The sequence below is a fragment of the Fuscovulum ytuae genome (assembly GCF_029953595.1).
Classification (GTDB): Bacteria; Pseudomonadota; Alphaproteobacteria; order Rhodobacterales; family Rhodobacteraceae; genus Paragemmobacter; species Paragemmobacter ytuae.
Genome location: NZ_CP124535.1, coordinates 827,800 through 853,444, shown reverse-complemented (window position 1 = coordinate 853,444; position 25,645 = coordinate 827,800). Strand labels below are relative to the sequence as shown.

Annotated in this window: 19 protein-coding genes; 12 read left to right on the top strand and 7 right to left on the bottom strand. The window is 62.8% G+C overall.

Translation table 11 applies throughout. The annotated features are described in order from the left end of the window. The first annotated feature begins 116 nt into the window (after positions 1–116). The 9 genes from dusB (at position 117) to hflX (ending at position 12,080) form a co-directional block, all read left to right on the top strand. Entirely contained in the window at positions 117–1,103 is a 987-nt protein-coding gene (gene dusB, locus QF092_RS04190) for a tRNA dihydrouridine synthase DusB (protein ID WP_281467912.1), read from the top strand. Further along, a complete protein-coding gene (locus tag QF092_RS04185) occupies positions 1,100–2,203 on the top strand; it encodes a two-component system sensor histidine kinase NtrB (RefSeq protein WP_281467910.1) in 1,104 nt (367 codons plus the stop codon). Before dusB ends, QF092_RS04185 begins: the two co-directional genes overlap by 4 nt. Continuing rightward, positions 2,203–3,567: a response regulator gene (locus tag QF092_RS04180; RefSeq protein WP_281467908.1), complete on the top strand. Its 1,365-nt coding sequence runs from the start codon at positions 2,203–2,205 to the stop codon at positions 3,565–3,567. The genes QF092_RS04185 and QF092_RS04180 overlap by 1 nt, the downstream gene beginning before the upstream one ends. Positions 3,568–3,650: 83 nt before the next feature. Then, positions 3,651–5,927: a sensor histidine kinase NtrY-like gene (locus QF092_RS04175; protein ID WP_420026495.1), complete on the top strand. Its 2,277-nt coding sequence runs from the start codon at positions 3,651–3,653 to the stop codon at positions 5,925–5,927. 3 nt (positions 5,928–5,930) lie between these two features. After that, complete coding sequence (gene ntrX / locus QF092_RS04170) at positions 5,931–7,355, top strand: nitrogen assimilation response regulator NtrX (RefSeq protein WP_281467905.1); 1,425 nt, start codon at positions 5,931–5,933, stop codon at positions 7,353–7,355. A 79-nt stretch (positions 7,356–7,434) separates the two neighbouring features. Further along, positions 7,435–8,811: a Trk system potassium transporter TrkA gene (trkA, locus tag QF092_RS04165; protein WP_281467903.1), complete on the top strand. Its 1,377-nt coding sequence runs from the start codon at positions 7,435–7,437 to the stop codon at positions 8,809–8,811. Further along, positions 8,811–10,331: a potassium transporter TrkG gene (locus QF092_RS04160; protein ID WP_281467900.1), complete on the top strand. Its 1,521-nt coding sequence runs from the start codon at positions 8,811–8,813 to the stop codon at positions 10,329–10,331. The genes trkA and QF092_RS04160 overlap by 1 nt, the downstream gene beginning before the upstream one ends. Before the next feature lie 172 nt (positions 10,332–10,503). Then, on the top strand, positions 10,504–10,737 hold the full coding sequence (gene hfq, locus QF092_RS04155; protein ID WP_023664101.1) for an RNA chaperone Hfq: 234 nt from the start codon (positions 10,504–10,506) through the stop codon (positions 10,735–10,737). Positions 10,738–10,781: 44 nt separating this feature from the next. Then, positions 10,782–12,080: a GTPase HflX gene (gene hflX / locus QF092_RS04150; protein ID WP_281467896.1), complete on the top strand. Its 1,299-nt coding sequence runs from the start codon at positions 10,782–10,784 to the stop codon at positions 12,078–12,080. Between the two features lie 78 nt (positions 12,081–12,158). Here the strand turns inward: hflX and QF092_RS04145 are convergent, their stop codons facing one another. Then, a complete protein-coding gene (locus tag QF092_RS04145) occupies positions 12,159–12,536 on the bottom strand; it encodes a winged helix-turn-helix transcriptional regulator (protein ID WP_281467894.1) in 378 nt (125 codons plus the stop codon). 127 nt (positions 12,537–12,663) lie between these two features. On the opposite strand from QF092_RS04145, the gene QF092_RS04140 reads away from it, so the two are divergent. Further along, entirely contained in the window at positions 12,664–13,503 is an 840-nt protein-coding gene (locus tag QF092_RS04140; protein ID WP_281467892.1) for an NAD(P)H-binding protein, read from the top strand. Positions 13,504–13,518: 15 nt separating this feature from the next. On the opposite strand, the gene QF092_RS04135 is transcribed toward QF092_RS04140, so the two are convergent. The 5 genes from QF092_RS04135 to hemB form a co-directional block, all read right to left on the bottom strand. Beyond that, positions 13,519–14,754: a CoA transferase gene (locus tag QF092_RS04135; RefSeq protein WP_281467890.1), complete on the bottom strand. Its 1,236-nt coding sequence runs from the start codon at positions 14,752–14,754 to the stop codon at positions 13,519–13,521. A 3-nt stretch (positions 14,755–14,757) separates the two neighbouring features. Continuing rightward, on the bottom strand, positions 14,758–15,579 hold the full coding sequence (locus tag QF092_RS04130; protein WP_281467888.1) for an HTD2 family dehydratase: 822 nt from the start codon (positions 15,577–15,579) through the stop codon (positions 14,758–14,760). A gap of 124 nt (positions 15,580–15,703) precedes the next feature. Next, positions 15,704–18,169, bottom strand: a complete 2,466-nt coding sequence (locus QF092_RS04125; RefSeq protein ID WP_281467887.1) for a penicillin acylase family protein — start codon at positions 18,167–18,169, stop codon at positions 15,704–15,706. Positions 18,170–18,291: 122 nt separating this feature from the next. Continuing rightward, positions 18,292–18,849 carry a lipid-binding SYLF domain-containing protein gene (locus tag QF092_RS04120; protein ID WP_281467884.1) on the bottom strand — a complete coding sequence of 186 codons (558 nt, stop codon included), beginning with the start codon at positions 18,847–18,849 and terminating at the stop codon, positions 18,292–18,294. Between the two features lie 266 nt (positions 18,850–19,115). Next, positions 19,116–20,129 carry a porphobilinogen synthase gene (gene hemB, locus QF092_RS04115; RefSeq protein ID WP_281469758.1) on the bottom strand — a complete coding sequence of 338 codons (1,014 nt, stop codon included), beginning with the start codon at positions 20,127–20,129 and terminating at the stop codon, positions 19,116–19,118. Positions 20,130–20,279: 150 nt separating this feature from the next. Here hemB and QF092_RS04110 point away from each other — a divergent pair, with 150 nt between their 5' ends. Both QF092_RS04110 and mfd read left to right on the top strand, forming a co-directional pair. Beyond that, positions 20,280–20,834 carry a component of SufBCD complex gene (locus tag QF092_RS04110; protein ID WP_337250652.1) on the top strand — a complete coding sequence of 185 codons (555 nt, stop codon included), beginning with the start codon at positions 20,280–20,282 and terminating at the stop codon, positions 20,832–20,834. Between the two features lie 49 nt (positions 20,835–20,883). Further along, complete coding sequence (gene mfd, locus QF092_RS04105; RefSeq protein WP_281467883.1) at positions 20,884–24,327, top strand: transcription-repair coupling factor; 3,444 nt, start codon at positions 20,884–20,886, stop codon at positions 24,325–24,327. 20 nt (positions 24,328–24,347) lie between these two features. On the opposite strand, the gene QF092_RS04100 is transcribed toward mfd, so the two are convergent. After that, a complete protein-coding gene (locus QF092_RS04100) occupies positions 24,348–25,562 on the bottom strand; it encodes a multidrug effflux MFS transporter (RefSeq protein WP_281467881.1) in 1,215 nt (404 codons plus the stop codon). Positions 25,563–25,645: the final 83 nt, after the last annotated feature.

Genomic DNA, 25,645 nt, shown 5'->3' with positions numbered 1-25,645 from the left:
CAAACATGCCTAAAAATTGTGCAACGCCAGTTTTTCAGACATAACGGCGCTTAACGCGCTTGGCTTTGCCGCCATTCGACCCCTAACACCAACCTATCTGCACAAGGAACAGGCAATTGGCCCTCTGCCTCGGACCCCAGACAATCGCGCCGCCCGTGCTTCTTGCACCTTTGGCGGGCATCACCGATCTGCCTTATCGCCGTCTGGTCGCGCGGTTCGGGGCGGGGCTGGTGGTTTCTGAGATGGTGGCCAGCCAAGAGGTGGTGCAGGCCCAGCCCGAAGCACGGGCGCGGGCCGAGTTGGGGTTGGAGGAGCAGGCAACCTCTGTGCAGCTTGCCGGGCGTGACCCCTATTGGATGGGCGAGGCGGCACGGCTGATGGAGGCGAATGGGGCTCGCATCATCGACATCAACATGGGGTGCCCATCGAAACGGGTGACGACGGGCCTTTGTGGATCGGCGCTGCTGCGTGATCTGGACCTTGCGCTGGAGTTGATCGAAAGCGTGGTGAAGGCGGTGACCCTGCCTGTGACGCTGAAAACCCGGCTGGGCTGGGATGAACGGCTGCTGAACGCGCCAGAGCTTGCCCGGCGGGCGGAAGGCGCGGGCGTGCGGATGATCGTGATCCATGGTCGCACGCGGTGCCAGTTCTATAAGGGGGCCGCCGATTGGGCCGCCATTGCGCGGGTGAAAGAGGCGGTGTCGATCCCGGTCATTGCCAATGGCGATATCGTGGATGGGGCGACGGCGCGGCAGGCGCTGACCCTTTCTGGCGCCGATGGTGTGATGGTGGGGCGCGGTGCGCAGGGTGCGCCGTGGCGGTTGGCCGAGATTGCGCATGCGCTTTATGGCACGCCTGCGCCGGTGATCCCCGAAGGAGCGGCGCTGGCCGATCTGGTGGCCGAACATTATGAGGCCATGCTGTCATTCTATGGCCCGTCGCTTGGCCTGCGCTGCGCGCGCAAGCATCTGGGATGGTATCTGGATGGTGTTGAGGGCGATGCCCCGCGCCATGCCATCCTGACGGCGGATGATCCGGCGCAGGTGCTGCGGCTGATCCGGTCGGCCTTTGCCGATAGTGGACGAAGACGGGTGGCCGCATGACGCCATACCGCACGCCATACCCGGTGCCGGGTGTCGTCTGGGCCTCGCTGCCGCTGCCTGCGCTGCTGATCGGCCCCGACAACCGGATCGCCGAGGTCAATCCGGCGGGCGAGATTTTTCTGAATGTTTCTTCTAAATCCCTGATGGGGCAGCCTGCCTTTGATCGCCTGTCGATTGATGCCCCGATGGATGAGGCCTTGGCGCGGGCGCGGGTGAACCAGTCGCCCTTGTTCATCAATGATGTGGATGTGACGACGGGCGAGCGCGCGCCGATCCAGTGCAATATCCAAGTCGCGCCGATGCATGACAATGCCGAGGTGATCCTTCTGATCATCTCGCCACGCGATGTGGCCGACCGGCTGGGTCGCGCGATGCAGGTGAAATCGGCGGCCAAATCGGCCATCGGCATGGCCGAGATGCTGGCCCATGAAATCAAGAACCCTTTGGCGGGGATTTCGGGCGCCGCGCAGCTGATCGGGATGAACCTGCCGCCCGAGGATCGGGAATTGGCCGATCTGATCGTCGAGGAAACGCGGCGCATCGTGAAATTGCTGGAACAGGTGGAGCAGTTCGGAAATCTGCGTCCGCCGGACCGTCGGGCCGTGAACATCCATGATGCGCTGGATCGGGCGCGGAAATCGGCCATGGTGGGCTTTGCCGCCCATATGCAGATCGTGGAAGATTACGACCCGTCGCTGCCGCCGACCTATGCCGATCCCGATCAGCTGATGCAGGTTTTCCTGAACCTGATCAAGAACGCGGCCGAAGCCTGCCAAAGGGCGGGTGAAGGGACGACGATCCGCCTGCATACCTTTTACGATCTGTCACTGCGTATCCGGGGCAAGGATGGCCGCCCCGCCGCGCTGCCTTTGCAGATCGAGATCATCGATGACGGCCCCGGCATTCCGCCGGAGATTGCTGCCGATATTTTCGAACCCTTCGTGTCGGGCCGTGAAAACGGCACGGGGCTGGGGCTCGCGCTCGTTTCAAAAATCATTTCCGACCATGAGGGATGGATTTCCGTAGACTCGGTGCCGGGCCGCACCGTGTTCCGCGTGTCCCTTCCCATGGTGCCGAAGGACAAGAAGGAGAAAGCCTGATGGATGGGACCGTCCTCGTTGCCGATGACGACCGTACGATCCGCACTGTTCTGACGCAGGCCCTGACGCGGGCGGGCTGCAAGGTTCATGCGACCTCGTCCCTGATGACGTTGATGCGCTGGGTTGAAGAGGGGAAGGGCGATCTGGTCATTTCGGATGTCATCATGCCCGATGGTAACGGGCTGGATGCGCTGCCGCGCATTTCCAAGATGCGGCCCGGTCTGCCCGTCATCGTGATTTCCGCCCAGAACACGATCATGACGGCCATTCAGGCCGCCGAGGCAGAGGCTTTTGACTACCTTCCCAAACCCTTTGACCTGCCCGATCTGATGAAGCGGTCGGCCCGCGCGCTGGAACAGAAGCGGCGCGCCCCCGCGCGTGCCGTTCAGCCGCGCGAGGCGGGGGATGACCTGCCGCTGGTGGGGCGGACGGCGGCGATGCAGGCGCTGTATCGTCTTGTGGCGCGGGTGATGAATACCGACCTTGCCGTTCTGGTCACCGGGGAATCGGGCACCGGGAAAAGCCTGATCGCCAAGGCCATCCATGATTTTTCGGACCGTCGGTCGCAACCTTTCGTGGTGGCGCAGGCGTCTGATCTGGCGGGGATGGATGGTCCTTCGGCGCTGATGGCGCGGGCGCGGGGCGGCAGTCTGGTCTTTGACGAGATCGCCGATTACGACGACGACATGCAGGCGCGGATCGTTCGGATGCTGGACCTTGCGGGGGATAATGCACCCCGCATCATGGCCACCTCGCAAAGCGATCTTTCGGCGCGGATGGAAGGCGGGCAGTTCCGGCAAGACCTGTTCTATCGCCTGTCGGGCGTGACGCTGCATGTGCCCGCCCTGCGGGAACGGGTGGATGACATCCCGCTTTTGGCCGAACATTTCCTTGCGCGGGGGGAACGCGATTATGGCAGCCTGCGGCGTCTGTCCAATGATGCGCGCGACCTGATCCGCGCCTATTCCTGGCCGGGCAATGTGCGGCAATTGGAAAACACGCTGCGGCGGTTGATGGTCACCTCCTCGGAGACAGAGATCACCAAGGCCGAGGTGGATGCTGTGCTGGGCAATCAGCCAACGATGGAACCCCTGAAAGGTGGGGGCGAGGGCGAGAAGCTGTCGGCATCCGTCGCGCGGCATCTGAAGCGGTATTTCGATCTGCATGGCGGGCAATTGCCCCCGGCAGGTGTCTATCAGCGCATCCTGCGCGAGGTGGAGATGCCGCTGATCGAGATCGCGCTGGATGCGACGGCGGGCAATCAAGCGAAATGCGCCGACCTTCTGGGCATCAATCGCAATACTTTGCGCAAGAAGATCACCGATCTCGATATCCGCGTGACACGCCGCCGCAAGCTGATGTAAAACCGCAACATCAAGCGTGTTTCCCGTGCCGCAACGCGTGGGAAGCCACAAGATGTGGATAGCGGGGGAAATGTCCCCTCGGGATGAAGGGGTCATTCGGCGTGCATCGCAGCGTCGGCAGCAACACATGGGCGCGATTCACCCGCCTGCGGCGACAGCGGCAGGTGCAGAACGCCATGACCTTCGGTCTTGTCTTTCTGGGCCCCCTGTTGGCCGTGGCGACCTTCCTTGCCCTTGGCCCCCTGTCGCAGGGCGGCAATTCGCCTGCGCTGCGGCTGATCCTGCTGGCGGACCTTGTCTATATCCTTGTTGTAGCGACGCTGGTCCTTGCCCGTGTCGCCCGTATGGTGGCCGACAGGCGCAGCAAATCGGCCGGGTCGCGGCTGCATATGCGGTTGACCGTGGTCTTTGCCGTGGTGGCCCTGATCCCTACCGTGCTTGTTGCGGTCTTTGCCGTCATCACGGTGAATTTCGGCCTTGAAGGGTGGTTTTCGGATCGGGTCAGATCGGTCGTCGGGTCATCGCTATCGGCGGCCGAGGCTTATGAGCAGGAACATCGGCAAGACCTGATCACAGATGCCGAGTCCTTGGCGCGCGAGATCAACCTGTTCAAACAGTCGAATTTCTTCGTCCAAGATACGCAGATGCGCCCGGTGCTGACGCAAGCGCAGGCGACGATCCAGCGGGGGCTGAAAGAGGCCTATCTGGTGGACGGCGCGGGCGAGTTGATGACGCGGGGGGAACGGTCCTACCTTTTCGATTTCGAACCGCCCTCGCCTGAGGATCTGGAACGCGCAAGGGCCGGGGAAACGGTTCTTATTCAGGATTGGGGCAATAACGAGTTTCGCGCGCTGGTCCATTTGGATGCCTTTGCGGACCGCTATCTTTACGTGTCGCGCACGGTGGATGGGTCGATCCTGTCGCTGCTGGATGGCACGCGGGAAACCGTGGCACTTTATCACCAGCTGGAATCCGAACGCGGGCGGCTTTTGTTCGAATTCGGGCTTCTTTACCTTGGCTTTGCGCTGATCCTGATCCTTGCTGCCGTCTGGTTGGGCCTGTGGTTTGCCGAGCGGCTTGCGCGCCCGGTGGGCCGTCTGGCCGAGGCGGCGGAACAGGTGGGCGAAGGCAATCTTGATGTTCAGGTCCGCGAAGAAGACGGGGATGACGAAATCGCTTCCTTGGGACGTTCCTTCAACCGCATGACGCGGCAGCTGAAAGGGCAGCGCGAGGCTTTGGTGACATCCCACAGCCAGACCGAGGCGCGGCGGCGGCTGTTTGATTCCGTCTTGTCCAATGTCACCGCAGGGGTGATCGGCCTGAATTCGGACGGGCGGATCGATTTTGCCAACCGTGCGGCGGAACGCTTACTCGATATGGGGGCGGGGGCGGACATGCCGCTTGCGGTGGCGGTGCCGGAGTTTGGGCCGCTTTTTGAACGCCTGTTGGAAAGCGGCGGCCCTGCCGCGCAGGAAGAGGTGCGGCTGACCCGCAAGGGCAAGCTGGAAAGCCTTTTGGTGCGCATGTCGGAACGGCGGAATGAAGAAGGCGGGCTGGAAGGCTATGTGGTGGCCTTTGACGATGTGACCGATCTGGTCAGTGCCCAGCGGATGGCCGCTTGGGGCGATGTGGCGCGCCGCATCGCGCATGAGATCAAGAACCCGCTGACGCCCATCGCGCTGTCTGCCGAACGCATCAAGCGCAAGTTCCGCCCGCAGGTCACGGAACCCGACGATCTGGACCAATATACCGATGTGATTGTACGCCAGACCAACGACCTGCGCCGTATCGTGGATGAATTTTCCAAGTTCGCCCGCATGCCCGAACCCGACCGACGCGAGAATGATCTGACCGCGCTGGTGCGCGACGCCGCGCTGTTGCAGGAAAGCGGGCAGCCGGGCGTGACCTTTGTCACAGCCTTTCCGAATGAGCCTGTCATGTTGGACCTTGACGCCACCATGATTTCGCAGGCCTTGACAAACCTAATCAAGAACGCTGGCGAAGCGATTGAATCCTTTCATGAAAAGGGTGCGCCTGCCGGGCATCGGCCAGAGATACGCATCTCCTTCACCGTCGAACCCGATGCCGCCATCATCCGCATCATGGACAATGGCATCGGCCTGCCGCCCGACCGCGCGCGACTGTTCGAACCTTATGTGACGACCCGCGAAAAGGGCACGGGCCTTGGTCTGCCCATCGTCAAGAAGATCATCGAGGAACATGGCGGCACGCTTGCGCTCCTTGATGCGCCTATATTCGAAGGCAACGAAAGACCCGGGGCGATGGCGGAAATCCGTCTGCCGCGCGCCCCGAAAGTACGTACCCGTAAACCCGCGGCACTGGCCGCACAGGGGGGATAGAGCATGAGCAGCATCCTTATTGTCGATGATGAAAAAGACATCCGCGAACTGATCGCCGATATCCTGAAGGACGAGGGCTTTACCGTTCGTCTGGCAGGAAATTCCGATGATTGCATGGCCGAGATCAACAGCGAGCCGCCCGCGCTGATGATCCTTGATATCTGGCTGAAGGATAGCCGGATGGACGGGATCGACATTCTGAAAACCGTCAAGCGGGACAACCCGGATGTGCCCGTGGTCATCATCTCGGGCCACGGGAATATCGAGATCGCTGTCGCCGCGATCAAGCAAGGCGCATATGACTTCATCGAAAAGCCCTTCAACATCGATCAGTTGATGGTGGTGGTCAGCCGGGCCATGGAAACCTCACGCCTGCGGCGGGAAAACAGCGAATTGCGCCGCAAGGATGTGACCTCGGCCGAGATGTTGGGGTCAAGTCCGGCCTTCAAGGCTTTGAAATCGCAGCTTGAAAAGGTGACGAAGTCGAACGGGCGCGTGATGCTGACGGGGCCCGCCGGTTCGGGTAAGGAAATGGCCGCGCGTTTTATCCACGCCCATTCCAACCGCGCCAGCGCGCCTTTTGTTTCGGTGTCCTCTGCCACCATCGAACCGGAACGGATGGAAGAGGTGCTGTTCGGGCGCGAAACGTCGGAACGCGGGGTGGAAAAGGGCCTTTTGGAACAGGCCCATGGCGGGGTCGTCTACTTTGACGAAGTGGCCGACATGCCGCTTGGCACCCAGTCCAAGATCCTGCGCGTGCTGGTGGAACAGCAATTCACCCGCGCGGGGGGAACCGACAAGGTGCGCGTCGATCTGAGGGTCGTCTCTTCCACCACCCGCGATCTGCGGGCCGAGATTGCGGCGGGCCGTTTCCGGCAAGAACTATATGATCGGCTGAATGTTGTGCCGATCACGGTGCCCAGCCTTGAGGAACGGCGCGAGGATATCCCCGATCTGACGCGACATTTCATTGATATGTTCCACCGGTCGCAAGGTTTGCCGCTGCGGTCCCTGTCGGGTGAGGCAGAGGCCCTTTTGCAAACCATGGCATGGCCCGGAAATGTGCGGCAGTTGCGCAATGTGATCGAACGCGTTCTCATCCTTGGCGATGGCACGGGGCCGATCGACCCGCGCGAATTGCCCGGGCAGGATGCGCCCGAAGGCGATACGGGGCGTCTGGTTCTTGGCGGGGCCATGGCCACGCTGCCCTTGCGCGAGGCGCGCGAGGTGTTTGAACGGGAATATCTGCTGACCCAGATCAACCGTTTTGGCGGCAATATCAGCCGCACGGCAAGCTTTGTGGGCATGGAACGCAGTGCGCTGCATCGCAAGCTGAAATCGCTGGGCGTCGTGACCACGTCAAAGGCCGGGGGGCGCATGGCCCGTCTGGATGAGGATATGGACGAGGATGAGGGCGAGGAGGTGTGATCAGCCCGGCCTCTGCCCCCGCCATTGACCACCCGCCCCCCATCTGCCAATCAAGGCGGGCGATGAACCGGAGGCAGGCATGAAGGTGATCATCTGCGGGGCAGGGCAGGTGGGTTGGCAGATTGCCCGCCAGCTGTCGGGGGAACGCAATGACGTGACCCTTGTCGACATGAACGCCGATCTTGTGCGTCGTGCCACCGATACGCTGGATGTGCAGGGGGTTGTGGGCTTTGCCTCCTATCCCGACGTCTTGGAAAAGGCGGGCGCGCGGGATGCCGACATGATCATCGCCGCCACCCATTCCGATGAGGTGAACATGGTGGCCTGCGAGGTTGCCCATGCCATTTTTTCGATCCCGCGCAAGATCGCGCGGCTGCGGGCGCAATCTTATCTGGATGCGATCTATTCCGATCTTTACCGCCGCGATCACCTGCCCATCGACGTGGTGATCAGCCCCGAACGCGAGGTGGCAGAGGCCGCGCTGCAACGCCTTGCCGCGCCTGCGACCTTTGACACCGAAAGCTTCATGCTGGGTCGGGCCCAGCTTTTGGGTATCCAACTGGATGAGGATTGCCCCGTCCTTGACACGCCGCTTCGGCAGTTGAACGAGTTGTTTTCCACCCTGCGCGCTATCGTGGTGGGGGTGCGGCGCGAAGGGCGGCTGTTCGCCCCGGAACCGGGCGATCAGCTTTTCGCGCAGGATCAGATTTATGTCTTCACCCATTCCGAAGATGTGAACCGCACGCTGGAAATCTTTGGAAAGCAAACGAAAAAGCAGGAACGTGTGGTCATCATCGGTGGCGGCAATGTGGGCCTTGGCGTGGCGCGCGCTTTGGAAACCCGCACTGACCGCATCCGTGCCAAGATCATCGAAAAGAACCGCGCCCGCGCAGAACGTGCCGCCGATAGCCTTGAACGGACCATCGTTCTGAATGGCGACGGGATGGATATGGATATCCTTCTTGAGGCCGCGATTGACCGCGCCGATGCAGTTTTGGCCGTCACCGATGACGACAAGACGAACCTTCTGGTCGCGGTGCGCGCGAAACAGGCGGGTTGCCCCATGTCGATCGCCTTGGTGAACGACCCCACGCTTGCACCCCTGATGGGGCCTTTGGACATTGATGCCTATATCAACCCGCGTGCGACCACCGTGTCGTCGATCTTGCGCCATATCCGGCACGGCAAGGTGCGCGCCATCTATTCGCTGGGCGATGCCGAGGCCGAGATGATCGAGGCGCAGGTGCTGTCCACCTCTCCCCTCGCTGGCCGCTTGATCCGCGAGATCGAATTTCCCGAAGGCGTTTTGGTCGGCGCCTTGATGAAGGGCGACAAGGTGGTGAAGCCGACGGGGGATACCCGCATCGAATCGGGCGACATCATCGCCCTCTTCGCCATGGCCAAGGACGTGCGCGAGGTTGAACGCCTCTTGCAGGTCTCGATCGATTTCTTCTGATGCTGCGGCGGCTTTGGGAACTGCCGCTGCTGGTCCTCTTGATGGGGATTACGGCCCTGTCGATGCTGCTGCCCGCCGCCCATGCCGTCATCCTGCGCGACCATCCCACAGGGCGGGCCTTCTTTTACGCTGCAATCATCCTGTTCATTCTGACGGCGATGATCGGTCTGGCGACCGTCAACCGCCGCGCAAGGAACCCGGCGCGGGCCAATCTGGTGGCCCTTGTCGCCGCCTACGCGGTGCTGCCCGTGATGATGGCCATTCCCTTCGTGCAGGCCATTCCTGACACCAGCCTTGTGAATGCCTGGTTCGAGATGGTGTCCTCTTTCACCACCACGGGCATGACGATTTACGAACCCGCGCGACTGCCTGCGTCCCTCCATCTATGGCGGGCGCAGGTGGGGTGGATGGGGGGGTTCTTCATCCTTGTCGCCGCCGTGGCCATCCTTGCCCCCATGACCTTGGGCGGGATCGAGGTGTTGTCGGGCCGCGTGCCGGGGCGGGGGGCCGAGGGTCTTTCGCAGATCACGGCAACAGCCGATCCCGCGCGGCGCGTGGCGCAACAGGCGGCGGTGATCCTGCCGGTCTATGCCGGGGTGACCATCGCGCTTTGGGTGGCACTTCTGATGGCGGGCGAGCCGAATTTCCCGGCCCTGATCCATGCGATGTCCACCGTTTCGACATCGGGCATCAGCCCCGGCGATGGGCTGGCGGCATCGGGGCACAATTTCTGGGGCGAGTTTGCGATCTTTCTGGTGCTTTTTGCCGGGATCACGCGGCGCCTCTGGCCCGGGTCACTGGTGCAGGGCAGCGACGGAACCCTGCCGCGCGATCCTGAACTGCGGCTGGCCTTGGTCCTGTTGTTTGTCGTGCCGCTCCTTCTGTTCCTGCGCCATTGGCTTGCGGCGACAGAAGGGGGGGTGGATGAGGGCACGTTGATCTCTGCGCTGCATGCCTTGTGGGGGGCGGTCTTTACCACGCTGTCTTTCCTGACGACGACGGGCTTCACCTCGGCCGATTGGACGGCGGCGCAGAACTGGTCGGGGCTTGAAACGCCGGGCCTTATCCTTGCCGGGCTTGCCATCTTTGGTGGCGGCATTGCCACCACGGCGGGCGGGGTAAAGCTGTTGCGCGTCTACGCCCTGTTTCGACATGGCCAACGCGAGTTGGAAAAGCTGATCCATCCCAATTCCGTGGGCGGCGCGGGCCAGACCGCGCGCCGTCTGCGTCGGGAAGGGGCCTATCTGGCATGGATCTTCTTCATGCTGTTTGCGCTTTCGATTGCCGTCGCCGTAGCGGCCCTTGCTTTGGCGGGGATTGATTTCGAACCCGCGCTGATCCTGACGCTGGGCGCCCTGACCACGACAGGCCCGCTGACCGAGGTGGCAGGGGCGGCCCCCATCGCGCTTGCCCCTTTGTCGATGGCGGCGAAAGGCATTATCGCGCTGACCATGGTCGTGGGGCGGTTGGAACTTCTGGCGATTCTTGTTCTTTTGACCCCCGATGGATGGCGCCGCTGACCCCGTGGGAAAGGCGGCGTGACAGGGCGGTAACACATGTCTGGAACACTGTTTTTTGGCTGGAAACTGTCTGCATCCCGTTACATACTTTCCAGACCGGACCATGACCCGTATCGAGGGAGCGGGAAATCCGGCTGCGCATACAAGACCATAACAAAGGCAAAGACAAAAAATGGCCGGCGATAAACAGAATTTGCAGGACGCTTTTCTCAATCACGTGCGGAAGGCAAAGGTTCCCGTCACGATTTTTCTGATCAATGGGGTGAAATTGCAGGGTGTGATCACCTGGTTTGATAATTTCTGCGTGCTTTTGCGCCGGGATGGCCAGTCGCAGCTTGTTTACAAGCATGCGATTTCCACCATCATGCCGGGCGCTCCGATCAACCTCTATGAAGGCGAAGACTGATTTCCGATCAGCCGGATGAGGAGGAGGATGCCGATCTGCCCCTTTTGAAGGGGCGGGAGTCGCGCGACCGTTCCACCGCCGTTCCCTCGACCCGCGCCTATGTTCTGCATCCTGATATCCGGCACGAGGGACGCCGCCGGCTTCCCGAACATGGGCTGGCCGAGGCGGTGAGCCTTGCTGCCGCGCTCCCCGATCTGGAGGTGCTGGGGGCTGAGGTGGTGCGCCTGCCGCGCGTCCATCCCGGCATGTTGTTCGGGTCGGGGAAGGTTGCGGAACTGAAGGCGAAATTTGCCGAATTGCAGGTTGAGCTTGTCCTTGTCGATGGCCCCGTTTCCCCAATCCAGCAGCGCAATCTGGAAAAGGAATGGGGGCTGAAACTCCTCGACCGCACCTCACTGATCCTTGAGATTTTTGCCGACCGGGCGCGCACCCGCGAAGGTGTCTTGCAGGTGGAGCTTGCGGCGCTGTCCTATCAGCGATCCCGCCTTGTTCGGGCTTGGACGCACCTTGAACGGCAAAGGGGCGGCTTCGGTTTCGTTGGCGGCCCCGGCGAGACGCAGATCGAAAGTGACCGCCGCGCGATCGACGATCAGGTGATCCGGTTAAAGCGGCAGCTCGACAAGGTGGTGAAGACGCGGGAATTGCACCGTGCGGCGCGGCGCAAGGTGCCGTTCCCCATCGTGGCGCTGGTGGGCTATACCAATGCCGGCAAGAGCACGCTGTTCAACCGCGCCACGGGGGCCGAGGTTCTGGCCAAGGACATGCTCTTTGCCACGCTGGACCCGACGATGCGCGGCATCACCCTGCCATCGGGGCGCAAGATCATCCTGTCCGATACGGTGGGATTCATCTCCGACCTGCCCACGCAGCTGGTTGCCGCCTTTCGCGCCACGCTGGAAGAGGTGCTGGAAGCAGACCTCATCTTGCATGTGCGCGACATCGCGCATCCCGAAACCAATGAACAGGCCGCTGATGTGGCCGAGATTTTGCAATCCCTTGGTGTCGGCCCCACCACCCCGCAATTCGAGATCTGGAACAAGCTTGACCTCGTCGATGCCAGCCAGCGCGAGGCGCTGACGGTGCAGGCCGAAACGCGCGAGGGCGTCTTTCCTGTCTCGGCCCTGACCGGCGAAGGTGTGTCCCGGCTGTTGGACGCGATCTCGGCTGCCTTTGACGAAGAAAAGACCGAACGACTGCTGGCCGTGCCTTTCACCGATGGCCGCCGCCGGGCTTGGCTGCATGCGGAAGGGGTGGTGCTTTCGGAAACCCCCACAGAGACGGGTTTCGCCGTCACAGTCCGTTGGACCGCACGGCAGGAAAAGCGCTACCGCGATCTGGGCTGATCCCAAACGGTCATCCGTTTCTGCTTCATCTTGGCCCGAAATACTCCGGGGGTCCGGGGGCTGGCCCCCGGTCCGCGATCAGCAGCCCGATGCCCGGCCTGCCAGAATATCGGGCAACCGCCCCTCAACCCAGCGCGCAAGGCCCCGCACCAGACCCGCCGCCTCTTCGCCGATCTCGGTTAGGGAATAGTCCACATGCGGGGGTACCACCTCATGCGCCACGCGCCGCACCATGCCATGTGCCTCAAGCGCTTGCAGGGTTTGGGACAGCATCCGCTCGCTCACATCGCCCAATTCACGGCGCAGTTGCGAAAAGCGCAAGGTACGCCCGGCCAGCGCCACAAGGACCAGTGCGCCCCAGCGGCTGGTGAGCAAGCCCAGCACCTGCCGCGAGGGGCAGAGCGGGTGCAACACATTCGGTTCCATGCCGGGCTGTGGGGCGGGATAGTCTTTCATGCCAAGGGGCCTATTCGGGACAGATGGGCTGTGCAGGAATGCGGTATACTAACCAAATTGTAAGTACTTCCTTTTCGTAAGTAAAGACGGCATCTCCCTTCCATCGCAATATGGAATGGAGATCGCCATGACCCTCGCCCTGACCGGAGCCACTGGCCAATTGGGCCACCTTGCCATTGCCGCGCTGAAGGCGCGCGGCCATGCCCCCGTTGCGCTGGTGCGCGATCCGGCCAAAGCCGCCGATCTTGGCGTCGAAGCCCGCGCCTTCGATTACAAGAACGCCGCCACACTTGTCCCGGCTCTGACGGGGGTGACGACGCTTGTCCTGATCTCATCCAACGATTTCGACGACCGGACGGGTCAGCATCGCAATGTGATTGATGCCGCGCGGGCGGCGGGCGTTGGGCGCATCCTGTATACCTCGCTTCTGAAGGCCGACACCTCGCCCATGCTGCTGGCCGCCGATCATAAGGCGACGGAAGAGGCGATCCGCGCCTCGGGCCTTCCCTTCACCCTGTTGCGCAACGGCTGGTATATCGAAAACCACACCGCCAGCCTTGGCGGAGCCATCGCGGCGGGTGCCTTGATCGGGGCGGCGGGAGAGGGCCGTTTCTCGGCTGCCGCACGCGCCGATTATGCCGAGGCCATCGCTGTGACAGCCGCAGGGGACGGGCATCACGGGAAGGTTTATGAACTGGCAGGGGATGGGGCCTATAGCTATGCCGACCTCGCGGCAGAGGTCACGCGCCAGACGGGCAAGGCGATCCCCTATAACGATTTACCGTCTGCGGCCTATGCGGGCATCCTGCAAAGCTTTGGCCTTCCCGAAGGCTTTGCGCATGTTCTGGCCGATAGCGATGTGCAGGCCGGGCAGGGCGCGCTTTACGATGACAGCCGCACCCTTTCGCGCCTGATCGGGCGACCGACCACGCCCATGGCCGATATGGTGGCCAAGGCGCTGGCTTAAGGCGCGCGCAGGGGATCAGGCCGCGCGCTTTGGCACGATCCCCTGCGACACCACGCCTGTATCCATCAGCTTGCCGATTTGGCCGGACCCAAGGCCAAGGACATCGCCCAAAATCTCTTCCGTATGTTCACCAAGGACCGGGGCCGGGGCTGGGCCCATCCGTTCCAGATCGGAAAAGCTGATGGGCGATCCCGGCACGGGCAGCATCCCCACGCCGGGCTGGTGGATCATCGACACCATGGGATTGTCGGGCGAAAGGTCAGGGTCCTGATGCACGGCTTCGGCAAAGCTGCGGAAGATCGACCATGTCAGGCCCGCCGCATCGAAAAGCGGCCCCACCTCATCCAGCCGCCGCGCCGCGAACCAAGGGGCAAAGAGCGCGGTGATTTCCTTTCGGGCCAGCCAGCGGTCGCCTTCCTTGGACAGGTCCAGCGCCATGCGTTGGCCCAGATGGGCGACCTGCTGATCCAGACCCAGCAGCTTGACCAACCCGCGCCATTGCCGATCGGTCAGGCCGATCACCATCACCCGGCGCCCGCAGGCCAGCACAAAATCCTGCCCATAGGCGCCGTAAAGGCTGTTCCCGGCCTTGGGGCGATCCACGCCATTCGCCAGAACCTCGCCCACGATCCCCAGATTGGCGAGCATGGCCGAGGCCACATCCTTGAGCGCCAGTTCCGCCAATTGCCCGCGACCAGTGCGCAGCCGGTGGCGTTCGGCGGCCAGCAGGGCGTTCACCACCATGCCCCCCGCGATGCAATCCCATGCCGGCAGGACATGGGCCACAGGTTCGGTCGACCCTTCTGCCCCCGTGGCCATGGGAAAGCCCAGCGACGGGTTCACTGTGTAATCGACCGCAGGCTCCCCCCGCCTTGTGCCTGTCAGGCTGACCATGATCAGATCTTCGCGCCGTGCCTGAAGCGCGGGGTAATCCATCCAGCCGCGCACCCGCAGGTTCGTGAGGAACATCCCTGCATCCGGCCCCGGGGCGCAGATGAGATCGGTGATGATCTCTTGCCCCGCGGGCTGGGTCATATCTACGGCAAGCGACCGCTTGCCCTTGTTCAGCCCCGCCCAAAAGAGGCTGGTGCCATCCCGCGTCACGGGCCAGCGATGGGCGTCCAATCCCCCTTGCGGGCGGTCAAAGCGGATCACATCCGCCCCCATCTGCGCCAGCGTCATCCCCGCCAAGGGCACCGCCACGAAGGCCGATCCCTCTATCACCCGCATTCCCGCCAGCACGCCTGCCATCGCTTAGCCCTCCCAAGCCAATTCGGCCTGCATGCAGACCAGCCCATCCCCGTTCACTGTTGCCAGCCCATCGCCAAGGCCCTGCAAAGAGAGCCTGTCGAAATGAAAGGCAGGGCGCACGCCCCTGAACCTATAGCCCTGCGGCACAGCCCCGTTGCGCCGCGCACGCCCTGCCTCCATCAGCAACATGGCCTGCAAGGGGCCATGCACCACCAGACCGGGGTATTTCTCGACCCCTGTCGCGTAAGGCAGATCGAAATGGATTCGATGCGCGTTGAAGGTCAGGGCCGAGAAGCGGAAAAGCCGCACCTCATCCACCGCCACATCCTTGCGCCAATCGGGTTCGGGGGCAGTTACCGGGGGCGGCGGGGTGAAACGGTCGGGCATGGCGATGAAGACGATGTCTTGTTCTTCCTCGATGGCCAAACCCGCCGCGCCATGCACATCATGCCGCACGGTGACAAAAACCATGTGCCCCGTAGATCCCGTCTTTTCCGAAACTTTCGTGATTTCCGAACGGCGGAACATTTCTTCCCCGATTGTGAGAGGCGCGTGGAACCGCAGCCGCCCCCCTGCCCACATCCGCCGTTCCAGTGGCACAGGCGGCAGAAAACCCCCGCGCGCGGGATGCCCATCGGGGCCAAGCTCGGCCATCGGGGCCTCGGGCGTCCAGCCCATCCAATGCCAGAGGGGCGGCAGCATCGCGCCATCGACAGCCGCGATTTCAACCCCCAGCGTGGCTGCCATCTGCCGCGCCTGACGGGCGCTGATCCTGTCATGGGCCTCTTCGACCCGACCCAACCATGGGTCGAATGCGCTGGTCATCTTTATTCCCTGATCCCTGCCGTCGCGTAATTTTATTGCGCAATGATGTTGCGCGTGCCGCAAAGGTCAAGGGTTGCAGGGTCGTAGATGCGGGCGGCGGGCGACCTTGTCGCAGCTTGGCGCCTTAGTCCGCAGGCGTCAGCACCGTCACGCCCACCGCCGCCGCCCGCGCCAAAGCGGGGTCAAGCGACATGGGCACATATTCGCCCCGACGCCACAATTCCCCCAGATCGTCGTAAAATCGGCTGAGCGGGTGGCCCGATTGCCCGGTGGAACTGATGAAGACCGAAGAATCCGGGTCCGCGAAATCATAGACCCCACGATAGCCCGCGCCATGCACGTTCAGGAAAGGGTCGGGGCCTTCGCCCTTGGTCTTGCCGCGCAGAAGCGTATGGTCATCGCCGCTTGTCGATTGGCGAATATTCACGAAATAGCGCAGCAAAGGGATATTCCCCAGCACCGGATGGTCATGCGTGGCCTGATGCGCGTCGCCCCAGCGCCAGCTTTCAGGGTTTGGCCCATAGGTTTCCACCAGCCCCAGCAAAGCTTCGTCCAGCGCGATGCGGGCAAGGTCCGTGCAGCTTTCCACCGCCGCCGATTGCACCACGTCGCACCAGACGCCTGCCCCATCCACATTGCGGAAGACCCGTTCCAGAAACACGGGTTGAATATGGCTGAAGGCATCGGCCAAAGGCCCCATCTCGTCGCGGATCAGCCGCTCTTGCAGGGCACGCACCCAAGCCTGATAGATGAGTGGTTCTGGCAGATGCTCGCTCATCTCGCCATTCCAGGCGGCCAGGATTTCCAGCGCGCGCTGGCGCAGGCGTTCGGGGGTGCCTTCGGGCGCGGCCTCGCCCGTGAACCAAAGATCCGCCCCGATCAGGGGCAGCAGGGACCGCGCCGTGAAACTGACCGTATCCAGCTGCGCTTCGATGAAACTCTCGCGGGTATGCACCTCGCGCGCTTTCATCAGGGTCAGCCAGCGCTGAATGCGTTGCGTGTCGCCCCAATCAAAGCTGACATGTTCGGGAAAGGGGCGGTCCACCGTTTTGTTATTGGTATTGCCCAGAAGGCCCGAGATCGGGTTCGCCTCACGCGGGTTCTTTTCATAGGGCAGGATACCTTGCCAGCGGTTCGTGGCGATCCAGCCGGGTGAGGGCATGCGCCCTTGGCTTTGATGCGCCGGGTCGCGCGCGGGCATGGCCCCCACGAGTTGCAGCGCGATGCCGCGCTGATCGGCCAGCATCACGTTTTGCGCCGGGGCCACGAAGAGGCGGCCCGCCTCCATCGCCTCGGTCACGCTGCCGGCTTGCATGGTGCGAATGGCTGCCGTCATCGAGGTGTCGGCGCCGGTCAGAGCTGTCCATGCCAAAGACACCACATGCCCCGGCGGTGTGACGGAGGCGAGATCGTAATGGCTGCCCGGCAGGACGGGGCCGTTATCCGTCCAGCGCAGGGTGATGGTGACGGGGGCCGCGTCCTTGACCGTGATGATAGAGCGGCGGGTGATGAAATCCTTCCACCCGTCGGGCGTGCGGTATTGTTCGGGGTTTTCGGGGTTCACCTCTTCGATAAAGAGGTCTTGGTCATCAAGGTAGCTGGAGGTGAGGCCCCATCCCAGATTTTCGGACCGGCCCAGCAGGACGGCGGGAATGCCGGGGATCGTTCCGCCGATGACGCCGCCGGTCGAAAGCTCCAGCCGTGCCAGATACCAGACGGTGGGCGCGGTGAACCCCAGATGCGGGTCATTGGCCAAAAGCGTGCCGCCCGCCGCCGACCGTGACGGGGCCGCCGCCCATGAATTCGACGCCCCCGCCAATTCCCGCGACGGAAAGGGCGAGAGCGGATCGGTCGAGGCATGCTGCAACGGGGCCATCCCCCCTGGGGCGCCCGGCACGATGCTCGCATAATCGGGAAGCGCCATGATGCCCTGACCCGGAACATCGGGCAGAATGTCCCTAAGCCGCGTCTCGGGCAGCACGAGCGAGACGCGCGCGCGCAACACCTCTGTCTCGATCTGGCCGGAAAGTTGCAGCGCCATCAGTTTCAGGATGGCGATGGAATCCGCCGGTTGCCAGGCTGCGATTTCGTTTGAGAAAAGAAAGAACTCCGGCGCGCCGCGTCCGCGCGCATCCTTGTTCACCTGTGCGATCCAGGCGTTTACGCCACGGGCATAGGCCTCGAGCGCCTGTGTGGTGGCGTCGTCCTGCACCTCGGCCGATTGCAGGGCGAGGGTGTAGAGGTCATAGCGGCGCAGAAGTTCGTCGATCTTCAGCGTGCGTTCGCCAAAGACTTCTGAAAGCCGCCCCTGCGCCGTGCGACGCAACATGGTCATTTGCCAAAGCCGATCCTGCGCATGGGCAAAGCCAAGCGCGAAAAAGACATCCTGATCGGTTGCCCCGAAAATATGCGGCACATTGTCATTGTTGCGCACGATCTCGACCGGGGCGGAGATGCCGCCGATGTCAAAGGCTTCGCTGTAATCGGGAATGGAGCGCGACAGGAAATAGTAAAGGATGACAAGGGCGAGAAGCGTCAGCGCGATCAGCCCCGTGAGCAGGCGCAACATCCAGCGGAAGACGGTGAACATTCTGGCCCTGTGCTTTGGGACGGGAAACGCATGGCTTCCTAGTCGATCAACGGCCAAAGGGCAATGCGGGCAGGGGAGGTGGGGTAGGTAGGATGGGCAGAATTGCCCATCCTACGCGGGGATCACGGGATGATCCGCGTGTATTTCACGCCTGCCAGCGTTGCCCCGGCGATCAGGCCCTGCTGGCCAAAGACCAGCGCGACCACGGGATCGATCTCGGTCGTCTGTTTGCCGATGCTCGCCCCCTGTTCGGGCGTGGCATATTTCAGGTCGGCACTGGCCGCCCAACCGGATGAGGCGCGGAATTCGGCCAAGGCCCCATCCGTCATGAAGAACAGGGCATGAGCATATTGCTGCGCCCCGATCTGGAGCCCATAGCTCGCCTTGGTGGAGGAGTAGTAATCCACCGTCACATCGCGGATCTGCAAGGCACCGCGGCCATAGGCGCCGCCAACGAAGAATCCTGCCTCGGTGATCAGCGGCATATAAAGAACGCCCGTGGCCCGCGAGGCAAGGTCGCGCGTGCCGGGATAGCGTTGAAAGAGAAAGCTTTTTGTCGCCTCGACCCGCGCATCGATCTGCTGCGCTCCGTTCGATCCGACGCCATTTCCGCAGGCCGCCGTCAAAAGGACGCTTGCCCCGGCCCCGGCGAGAACAGCCCGTCTTGTCAATCGTTCCATGATACCGCCCTTTCTTGCCTCTGGCGGGATTCTGATGTGATCCCGCTCGGGGAAAAGGATACCGGTTTTGGCAGGGGCTGTCATGCCCTTGCGGCAAAGATGGCAAAGGCTTGCCGGGGCCGTGCTGTCCTTTCCTGCGGCGCGGCGCTTCTGGCGGGCTGGGCAAGGGTGCTGGGCAGGGGGGACAGCCTGGCCCCCGCAGCACGTGCCGCGCCTCATTCCCCGAGGATAGTTTTCGACAAAAAGCGGATCAAGGCGTTGGGGGATCAGCCCCAGGTCCAGCCAGACCGGAGTTTGCGGGCAGCCTCTGGGGCGAAATAGGTCAAGATGCCGTCGCAGCCTGCCCGTTTGAAGCCCATCAGGCTTTCCATCATGGCCTTTTCGCCGTCGATCCAGCCACGCTCCGCCGCGCCCTTGATCATCGCATATTCGCCCGAAACCTGATAGGCATAGGTCGGTGCGCCAAAGGCGTCCTTTACCCGGCGGCAGATGTCGAGATAGGGCATCCCCGGTTTGATCATCACCATATCGGCCCCTTCGCGCAGGTCGCGTTCGATCAGACGCAGCGCCTCATCGCTATTGGCGGGGTTCATCTGGTAGGTCTTCTTGTCGCCCTTCAATGCGCCGGACGCCCCCACCGCATCGCGGAACGGGCCGTAAAAGGCGGAGGCATATTTCGCCGCATAGGAGAGGATCGCCACATCCTTATGACCCGCCGCTTCCAGCGCCGCGCGCATTGCGCCGATCCGGCCATCCATCATGTCCGAAGGGCCAAGGATATCTGCCCCGCACTCTGCCTGCACCAAAGCCATGCGGACCAAGGCCTCGATCGTTTCATCGTTCAGGATGACACCATCCTTGACCAGACCGTCATGGCCATTGGCGTTATAGGGATCAAGCGCCACATCTGTCATCACCGCAATCTCGGGCACCGCCGCCTTGATGGCGCGGATGGCGCGGTTGGCCAGATTGTCGGGATTCCACGCCTCTTCGCAGGCTTCGGTCTTGAGGGCGGGATCGGTATAGGGAAACAGGCAGATTGCCGGGATGCCAAGGCCCGCCGCCATTTCGGCGGCTTCGACAATCAGGTCGACGCTCAGCCGTTCCAAACCCGGCATAGAGGCGATGGGTTCCCGCATGCCTTCACCATCGCGCACGAAGACGGGCCAGATCAGATCGCCCACAGCCAACAGCGTTTCCTGTGACAGCGCCCGCAGGGCAGGGGTCCGGCGCAGCCTGCGGAAACGGGTGGCAGGCACGGGGGCAGAGATCGGGCGCATCGGCTTCTCCGGCATTCGGTGCGGCATGAGCGGCCGCAAAGGGCGCGACACAGCGGTCGCAGGATGTTGATCGGGGGGCTTGCACCCCCGCCCCTTGCCTGCCAGAGAAAGGGGCGCGCCTCAAGCCGTCTGAAAGTCGGAAATGGGCGCTTGGGGCTGGACGGCACGGGGACGTTACGGGTGGATTGGTACAGGACGATCTTCGAAGTGATCGATATGCGGTCCTTCTCGAACCTGTGGTTCTGGATTGGTCTGGCCGTGATGTGGTCTACCGTCAGCCATTTTGTCGTCGGGGTTCCGCATGATCTGATCCGCCGCGCCGAACGCGAAGGTGGCACGGCCTTGGCCGATGCCGAGGCTTTGGCCCAGATCTACACCCGCCGCATCCTGTTCATTGCGCGGCAGGGGGGGATTTTCCTTGTGACCTTTGCCTGTTTCGTCAATGCCGGTCTGGTGACGCTGGCGGTCTTTTACCAGATGGAATTCGCGCAGGCCGTGCTGTGCCTGTTCATTCCGTTGCAGATCGTCAGCCTGATGACACTCCGCGTCTGTCGCATCATTGAAACAGACGGGCTGGAGGGGCTGCGCCTGATGTCCCGATTGCGCCGGCATCGCGTCTTGGTGCAGGTGATCGGGATGTTTTCGCTGTTTTTCACCAGTATGTTCGGCATGTATCAGAACCTGACGCTGGGCGTCTTTGGCTGATCCTGCAAAAGGCGTTGACGCCGCCGCCCTTGCGGTTAAGTCACGCGGCATGCTGACACCGACCCCCATCCTCCTTGGCGGCGCGCCCGAAGGATATGATGCTCGCCTCCTCGCCCGCGAGTTGGAGAAGGGCGCGCCCATTCTGCACATCGCGCGCGACGACAAACGGGCCGAGGCGATGGCAGCGGCCCTTGCCGTCATGGCACCCGACGCGGTGGTCTTCGATTTTCCGGCTTGGGATTGTCTGCCTTATGACCGCGTCTCGCCCAATCCTGGCTTGTCGGCCCGCCGCATGGCGACGCTGGCCGCGTTGGCCGAAGGCATAAAGGGGCCCTTCGTCCTTTTGGCCACGCTGAACGCTGCAACACAGCGCCTGCCTGCGCGGGATCTGATCCGCGCTTCGGCCTTTTCGGCGCGGGTGGGGGATCGGGTGGATGAGGGGCGACTGAAGCTCTTTCTCGCCCGGATGGGGTTTTCGCCGACCTCTACCGTGGCCGAACCGGGGGATTACGCCATCCGGGGCGGGATCGTGGATCTTTGGCCGCCGGGCAGCCGGACGCCGATCCGGCTGGATTTCTTTGGCGATGTTCTGGACGGCGCGCGCCGCTTTGACCCGGAAACCCAGCGCACAACCGAAAAGCTGTCCGCCTTCGACCTTGCGCCAATGTCCGAGGTCATTCTGGACGAGGCGGCGATCACCCGATTCCGGCAGAATTACCGGCTGGAATTCGGGGCAGGCGGGTCGGATGACCCGCTTTACGAGGCTGTGAGCGCCGGTCGCAAGCATCAGGGAATGGAGCATTGGCTGCCCTTCTTCCATGATCGGCTGGAGACGATCTTCGATTATCTGCCGGGGGCCACGGTCATGCTGGATGACCAGATCACCCCCGCCCGGCTTGCCCGGTGGGAAGGGATCGAAGACCAATATGACGCCCGGCGCGAGGCGATGGGGGCCAAGGGGCGGCTGGACAGCGTCTATAAGCCTTGCGCGCCGGGGCTTTTGTATCTGGACGATGCGGCATGGCAGGCAGCCACAGCCCCGCATCGGGTGATCCAGCTTTCGCCCAATCCGCAGTCGCCGGGGCCGGGCGTTCTGGATGCGGGCGGGCGTCTGGGGCGCAATTTCGTGCCAGAACGTCAGCAGGAAAGCATAAGCCTTTTCGGGGCTTTGGCGGCGCATCTTAAGGAATTGCTGCAAGATCGGCAGGTCATCATCGCCTCATGGTCCGAAGGGGCGCGGGAGCGATTGGAAGGGCTTCTTTCCGATCAGGGCGTGGCGGGGGCGCGGCGTATCCGCGACCTGCGCGAGGTGCCCGAAGGCAAGGGCGGTCTTTTCCTGATGGTCTGGGCGCTGGAGGCGGGCTTTACTGCCCCCGGCCTTGCCGTGATTTCAGAACAGGATGTGCTGGGCGACCGTCTGGTGGCCAAGCCCAAGCGCAGGCGCAAGGCTGAAAACTTCCTGCGCGAGGTGGACAGCCTGACCCCCGGCGATCTGGTCGTCCATGTGGAACATGGCGTGGGCCGCTATCTGGGGATCGAGACGATCACCGCGCTTGGCGCACCCCATGCCTGCGTGGCGTTGGAATATGCCGAAGGGGCAAAGCTATATCTGCCCGTTGAAAATATCGAACTCCTGTCGCGCTATGGCCATGAGGAAGGCTTGCTTGATCGCCTTGGCGGCGGCGCATGGCAGGCCAAGAAGGCCAAGCTCAAGGAACGTATCCGCGAGATTGCGGATCGCCTGATGCGCATCGCCGCCGAACGCGCCCTGCGCCACGCGCCGATCCTTGAGGCCCCGCATTCCCTGTGGGAGGCCTTTGCCGCCCGCTTCCCGTGGCAGGAAACCGATGACCAGCTGGCCGCCATCGCCGATGTGGTGGCCGATCTGGAATCGGGCCGCCCGATGGACCGTCTTGTCGTAGGCGATGTAGGCTTCGGCAAGACCGAGGTCGCCATGCGTGCGGCCTTCGTGGCAGCGCTGGCGGGCATGCAGGTGGCCGTGGTCTGCCCCACCACGCTGCTGGCGCGTCAGCATTACCGCAGCTTTGCCGAACGCTTCCGGGGATTCCCGATCAATGTGAAACCCCTGTCGCGCTTCGTTTCCGCCAAAGAGGCCAAGGCCACGCGCGAAGGGCTGGCCAATGGCACCGTCGATATCTGCGTGGGAACGCATGCCCTTTTGGCCAAGGATATCCGGTTCAAATCCCTTGGCCTTCTGATCATCGACGAAGAACAGCATTTTGGCGTCGCCCATAAGGAACGGCTGAAAGAGATGCGGTCGGAAATCCACGTCCTGACCCTGACCGCGACGCCGATCCCGCGCACGCTGCAACTTTCGCTCACGGGGGTGCGGGACTTGTCGATCATCGCCACCCCCCCGGTCGACCGTCTGGCGATCCGCACCTATGTTTCGGAATTCGACCCCGTGACCCTGCGCGAGGCGCTTTTGCGCGAACGCTATCGCGGCGGGCAAAGCTTTATCGTCGTCCCCCGCATCGCCGACCTGCCGGAGATTGAGGATTTCCTGAAAACCCACGTGCCTGAGGCAAGTTACATCATCGCCCATGGCCAGCTTGCGGCGGGCGATCTGGACGAACGGATGAACGAATTCTACGACGGCAAATATGACGTGCTCTTGTCGACGACCATTGTGGAATCCGGCCTCGACATTCCCACCGCCAATACGATGATCATCCACCGGGCCGATATGTTCGGCTTAAGCCAGTTGTATCAGATCCGCGGCCGCGTGGGCCGCGCCAAGACGCGCGCCTATTGCTTCCTGACAACACGCCCCCGCGCGCCGCTGACCCCACAGGCGATGAAGCGGCTGCGGCTGCTTGGGTCCCTCGACAGCCTTGGCGCAGGGTTCAACCTGGCCTCCCATGACCTTGATCTGCGCGGGGCCGGGAACCTTTTGGGCGAAGAACAGTCAGGCCATATCAAGGAAGTTGGGTATGAGCTTTACCAGCAGATGCTGGAGGAAACGATTGCCAAGCTGAAATCCGGCGAACTCGCAGGCCCTGCCGCGCTGGATGATCAATGGGCACCACAGATCAACCTTGGCGTCCCGGTCCTGATCCCCGAGGAATATGTTCCCGACCTCGACATCCGACTTGGGCTTTACCGCCGCCTGACCAGCCTGACAACGAAGGTAGAGCTGGAGGGCTTCGCTGCCGAAATGATCGACCGTTTCGGTCCCCTGCCGAAAGAGGTGAACACGCTTCTTTTGATCATGCGGATCAAGTCGATGTGCAAACGCGCCGGGATCAGCCGTCTGGATGCCGGGCCGAAAGGGGCCACGGTGCAGTTCCACAACGACAAATTTGCCAATCCGGCGGGGCTGGTGGATTTCATCAAGGCCGATCCGGCGGCACGGGTGCAGGGCAACAAGATCGTTCTCTTGCGCGAGTGGAAGACGGAAGGCGACCGGATCAAGGGGGCCTTCGCGATTGCCAAGGATCTGGCCGAGAAAGTGGTGAAGCCCAAGGCTTAAGATGGGCAATATTGCCCGTTCTACCGCGGGATCATCCGCATCAACCCCCAGCCCGCCGCCGCAAAGACGGCCACACCGCCCATCAGGGGATAGGCCGTCCCGTCGAACATCAGCCCAACCGGGACTGCAAGCACGACCGAGGCCACCGTCGCAATCGCCCCGATCACGCTGGCCGCCATCCCTGCCACATGGCCCACGGGTTCCAGCCCCAGCGCATTGAGGTTGCCGATGGTCAGCCCGATCATGAAGAACACCCCTGTCGTCCACAGAAGATGCGCCGGAAAGGCCAACGCCGGGGGCCAGATGCCCCCCGCCTTGGCCACCAGCATCACGGTGGAAAACACCACCTGCGCGCCCAGCGACATACTGATCATCCGCCGCATCCCCAGCCGCACCACCAGCTTTGCGTTGATCAGTGACGCGGTCCCCGACAGCAGCGCGATCAGCGCGAACCAGATCGGGAAACGCTCTCCTTCGTCATAGACCTGATCAAGGATCGGCTGGGTGGCTGACAGCGTCGCGAAAAGGCAGGCAAAAACCAGCGTCTGCACCGCGATCGACACGACCACGACGCGGTGCGACAGCACCTCAACGAAAGCCGCCTTCAGCGTGCTTACCTGCAGGGGCCGCCGCATCGCCTTTGGCATGGTTTCCGGCTGGCGCAGCCAGAACCACAGCATGGACAGGGCCGAAAAGGCGACAAAGGCAAGGAAAATCCCCCGCCAGCCCGCCACCCAGATGATCCCTTGCCCGATGAAAGGGGCAATGGCGGGCACCAGCGTGAAGATCATCATCGCAAAGCTGACGACCCGCGCCATCTCGCGCCCTTTGTAAAGGTCGCGCACCAGCGCCAGCGACACCACCCGCGGACCCGCCGAGCCGAGGCCCTGCAACAGCCGCGCCAGCAAGACCCCTTCCAGCGTCGGTGCCGCATAGGCCACCAGCGCTGCCGCACAGTAAAGCGCAGCCCCGGCAAGGATCACGGGCTTGCGCCCAAAGGCATCCGACAACGGCCCGGCCAAAAGCGTGCCGATCCCCATGCCAAGAACGAAGGAGGTCAGGATCAGCTGCGCCGCATTCGGCGAATCCGGCGAAAGCTCTGCCGCGATCTGGGGCAGGGCGGGCAGCATCGCATCGATGGAAAAGGCGATGGTGGCGAAAAGGGCCGCGATCAGGATGATGAATTCCGTCTGCCCCATGCGGGGTGCGGTGCTTGTATGGGGAACCTGTGTCATGCCGCCGCCTTATCACGCACCATCAGGGCCGGATAGCGCAGCAAGCGCACAAAGCCGGGATCGTTCCTGCACAGAGCGTGCCT

What these genes read in the sequence shown, in the direction of transcription:
- QF092_RS04185 (WP_281467910.1), top strand. Translation starts at nt 1,100, where the DNA reads ATGACGCCATACCGCACGCCATACCCGGTGCCGGGTGTCGTCTGGGCC.
- QF092_RS04180 (WP_281467908.1), top strand. Translation starts at nt 2,203, where the DNA reads ATGGATGGGACCGTCCTCGTTGCCGATGACGACCGTACGATCCGCACT.
- QF092_RS04175 (WP_420026495.1), top strand. Translation starts at nt 3,651, where the DNA reads ATGAAGGGGTCATTCGGCGTGCATCGCAGCGTCGGCAGCAACACATGG.
- ntrX (WP_281467905.1), top strand. Translation starts at nt 5,931, where the DNA reads ATGAGCAGCATCCTTATTGTCGATGATGAAAAAGACATCCGCGAACTG.
- trkA (WP_281467903.1), top strand. Translation starts at nt 7,435, where the DNA reads ATGAAGGTGATCATCTGCGGGGCAGGGCAGGTGGGTTGGCAGATTGCC.
- QF092_RS04160 (WP_281467900.1), top strand. Translation starts at nt 8,811, where the DNA reads ATGCTGCGGCGGCTTTGGGAACTGCCGCTGCTGGTCCTCTTGATGGGG.
- hfq (WP_023664101.1), top strand. Translation starts at nt 10,504, where the DNA reads ATGGCCGGCGATAAACAGAATTTGCAGGACGCTTTTCTCAATCACGTG.
- QF092_RS04145 (WP_281467894.1), bottom strand. Translation starts at nt 12,536, where the DNA reads ATGAAAGACTATCCCGCCCCACAGCCCGGCATGGAACCGAATGTGTTG.
- QF092_RS04140 (WP_281467892.1), top strand. Translation starts at nt 12,664, where the DNA reads ATGACCCTCGCCCTGACCGGAGCCACTGGCCAATTGGGCCACCTTGCC.
- QF092_RS04135 (WP_281467890.1), bottom strand. Translation starts at nt 14,754, where the DNA reads ATGGCAGGCGTGCTGGCGGGAATGCGGGTGATAGAGGGATCGGCCTTC.
- QF092_RS04130 (WP_281467888.1), bottom strand. Translation starts at nt 15,579, where the DNA reads ATGACCAGCGCATTCGACCCATGGTTGGGTCGGGTCGAAGAGGCCCAT.
- QF092_RS04125 (WP_281467887.1), bottom strand. Translation starts at nt 18,169, where the DNA reads ATGTTCACCGTCTTCCGCTGGATGTTGCGCCTGCTCACGGGGCTGATC.
- QF092_RS04120 (WP_281467884.1), bottom strand. Translation starts at nt 18,849, where the DNA reads ATGGAACGATTGACAAGACGGGCTGTTCTCGCCGGGGCCGGGGCAAGC.
- hemB (WP_281469758.1), bottom strand. Translation starts at nt 20,129, where the DNA reads ATGCGCCCGATCTCTGCCCCCGTGCCTGCCACCCGTTTCCGCAGGCTG.
- mfd (WP_281467883.1), top strand. Translation starts at nt 20,884, where the DNA reads ATGCTGACACCGACCCCCATCCTCCTTGGCGGCGCGCCCGAAGGATAT.
- QF092_RS04100 (WP_281467881.1), bottom strand. Translation starts at nt 25,562, where the DNA reads ATGACACAGGTTCCCCATACAAGCACCGCACCCCGCATGGGGCAGACG.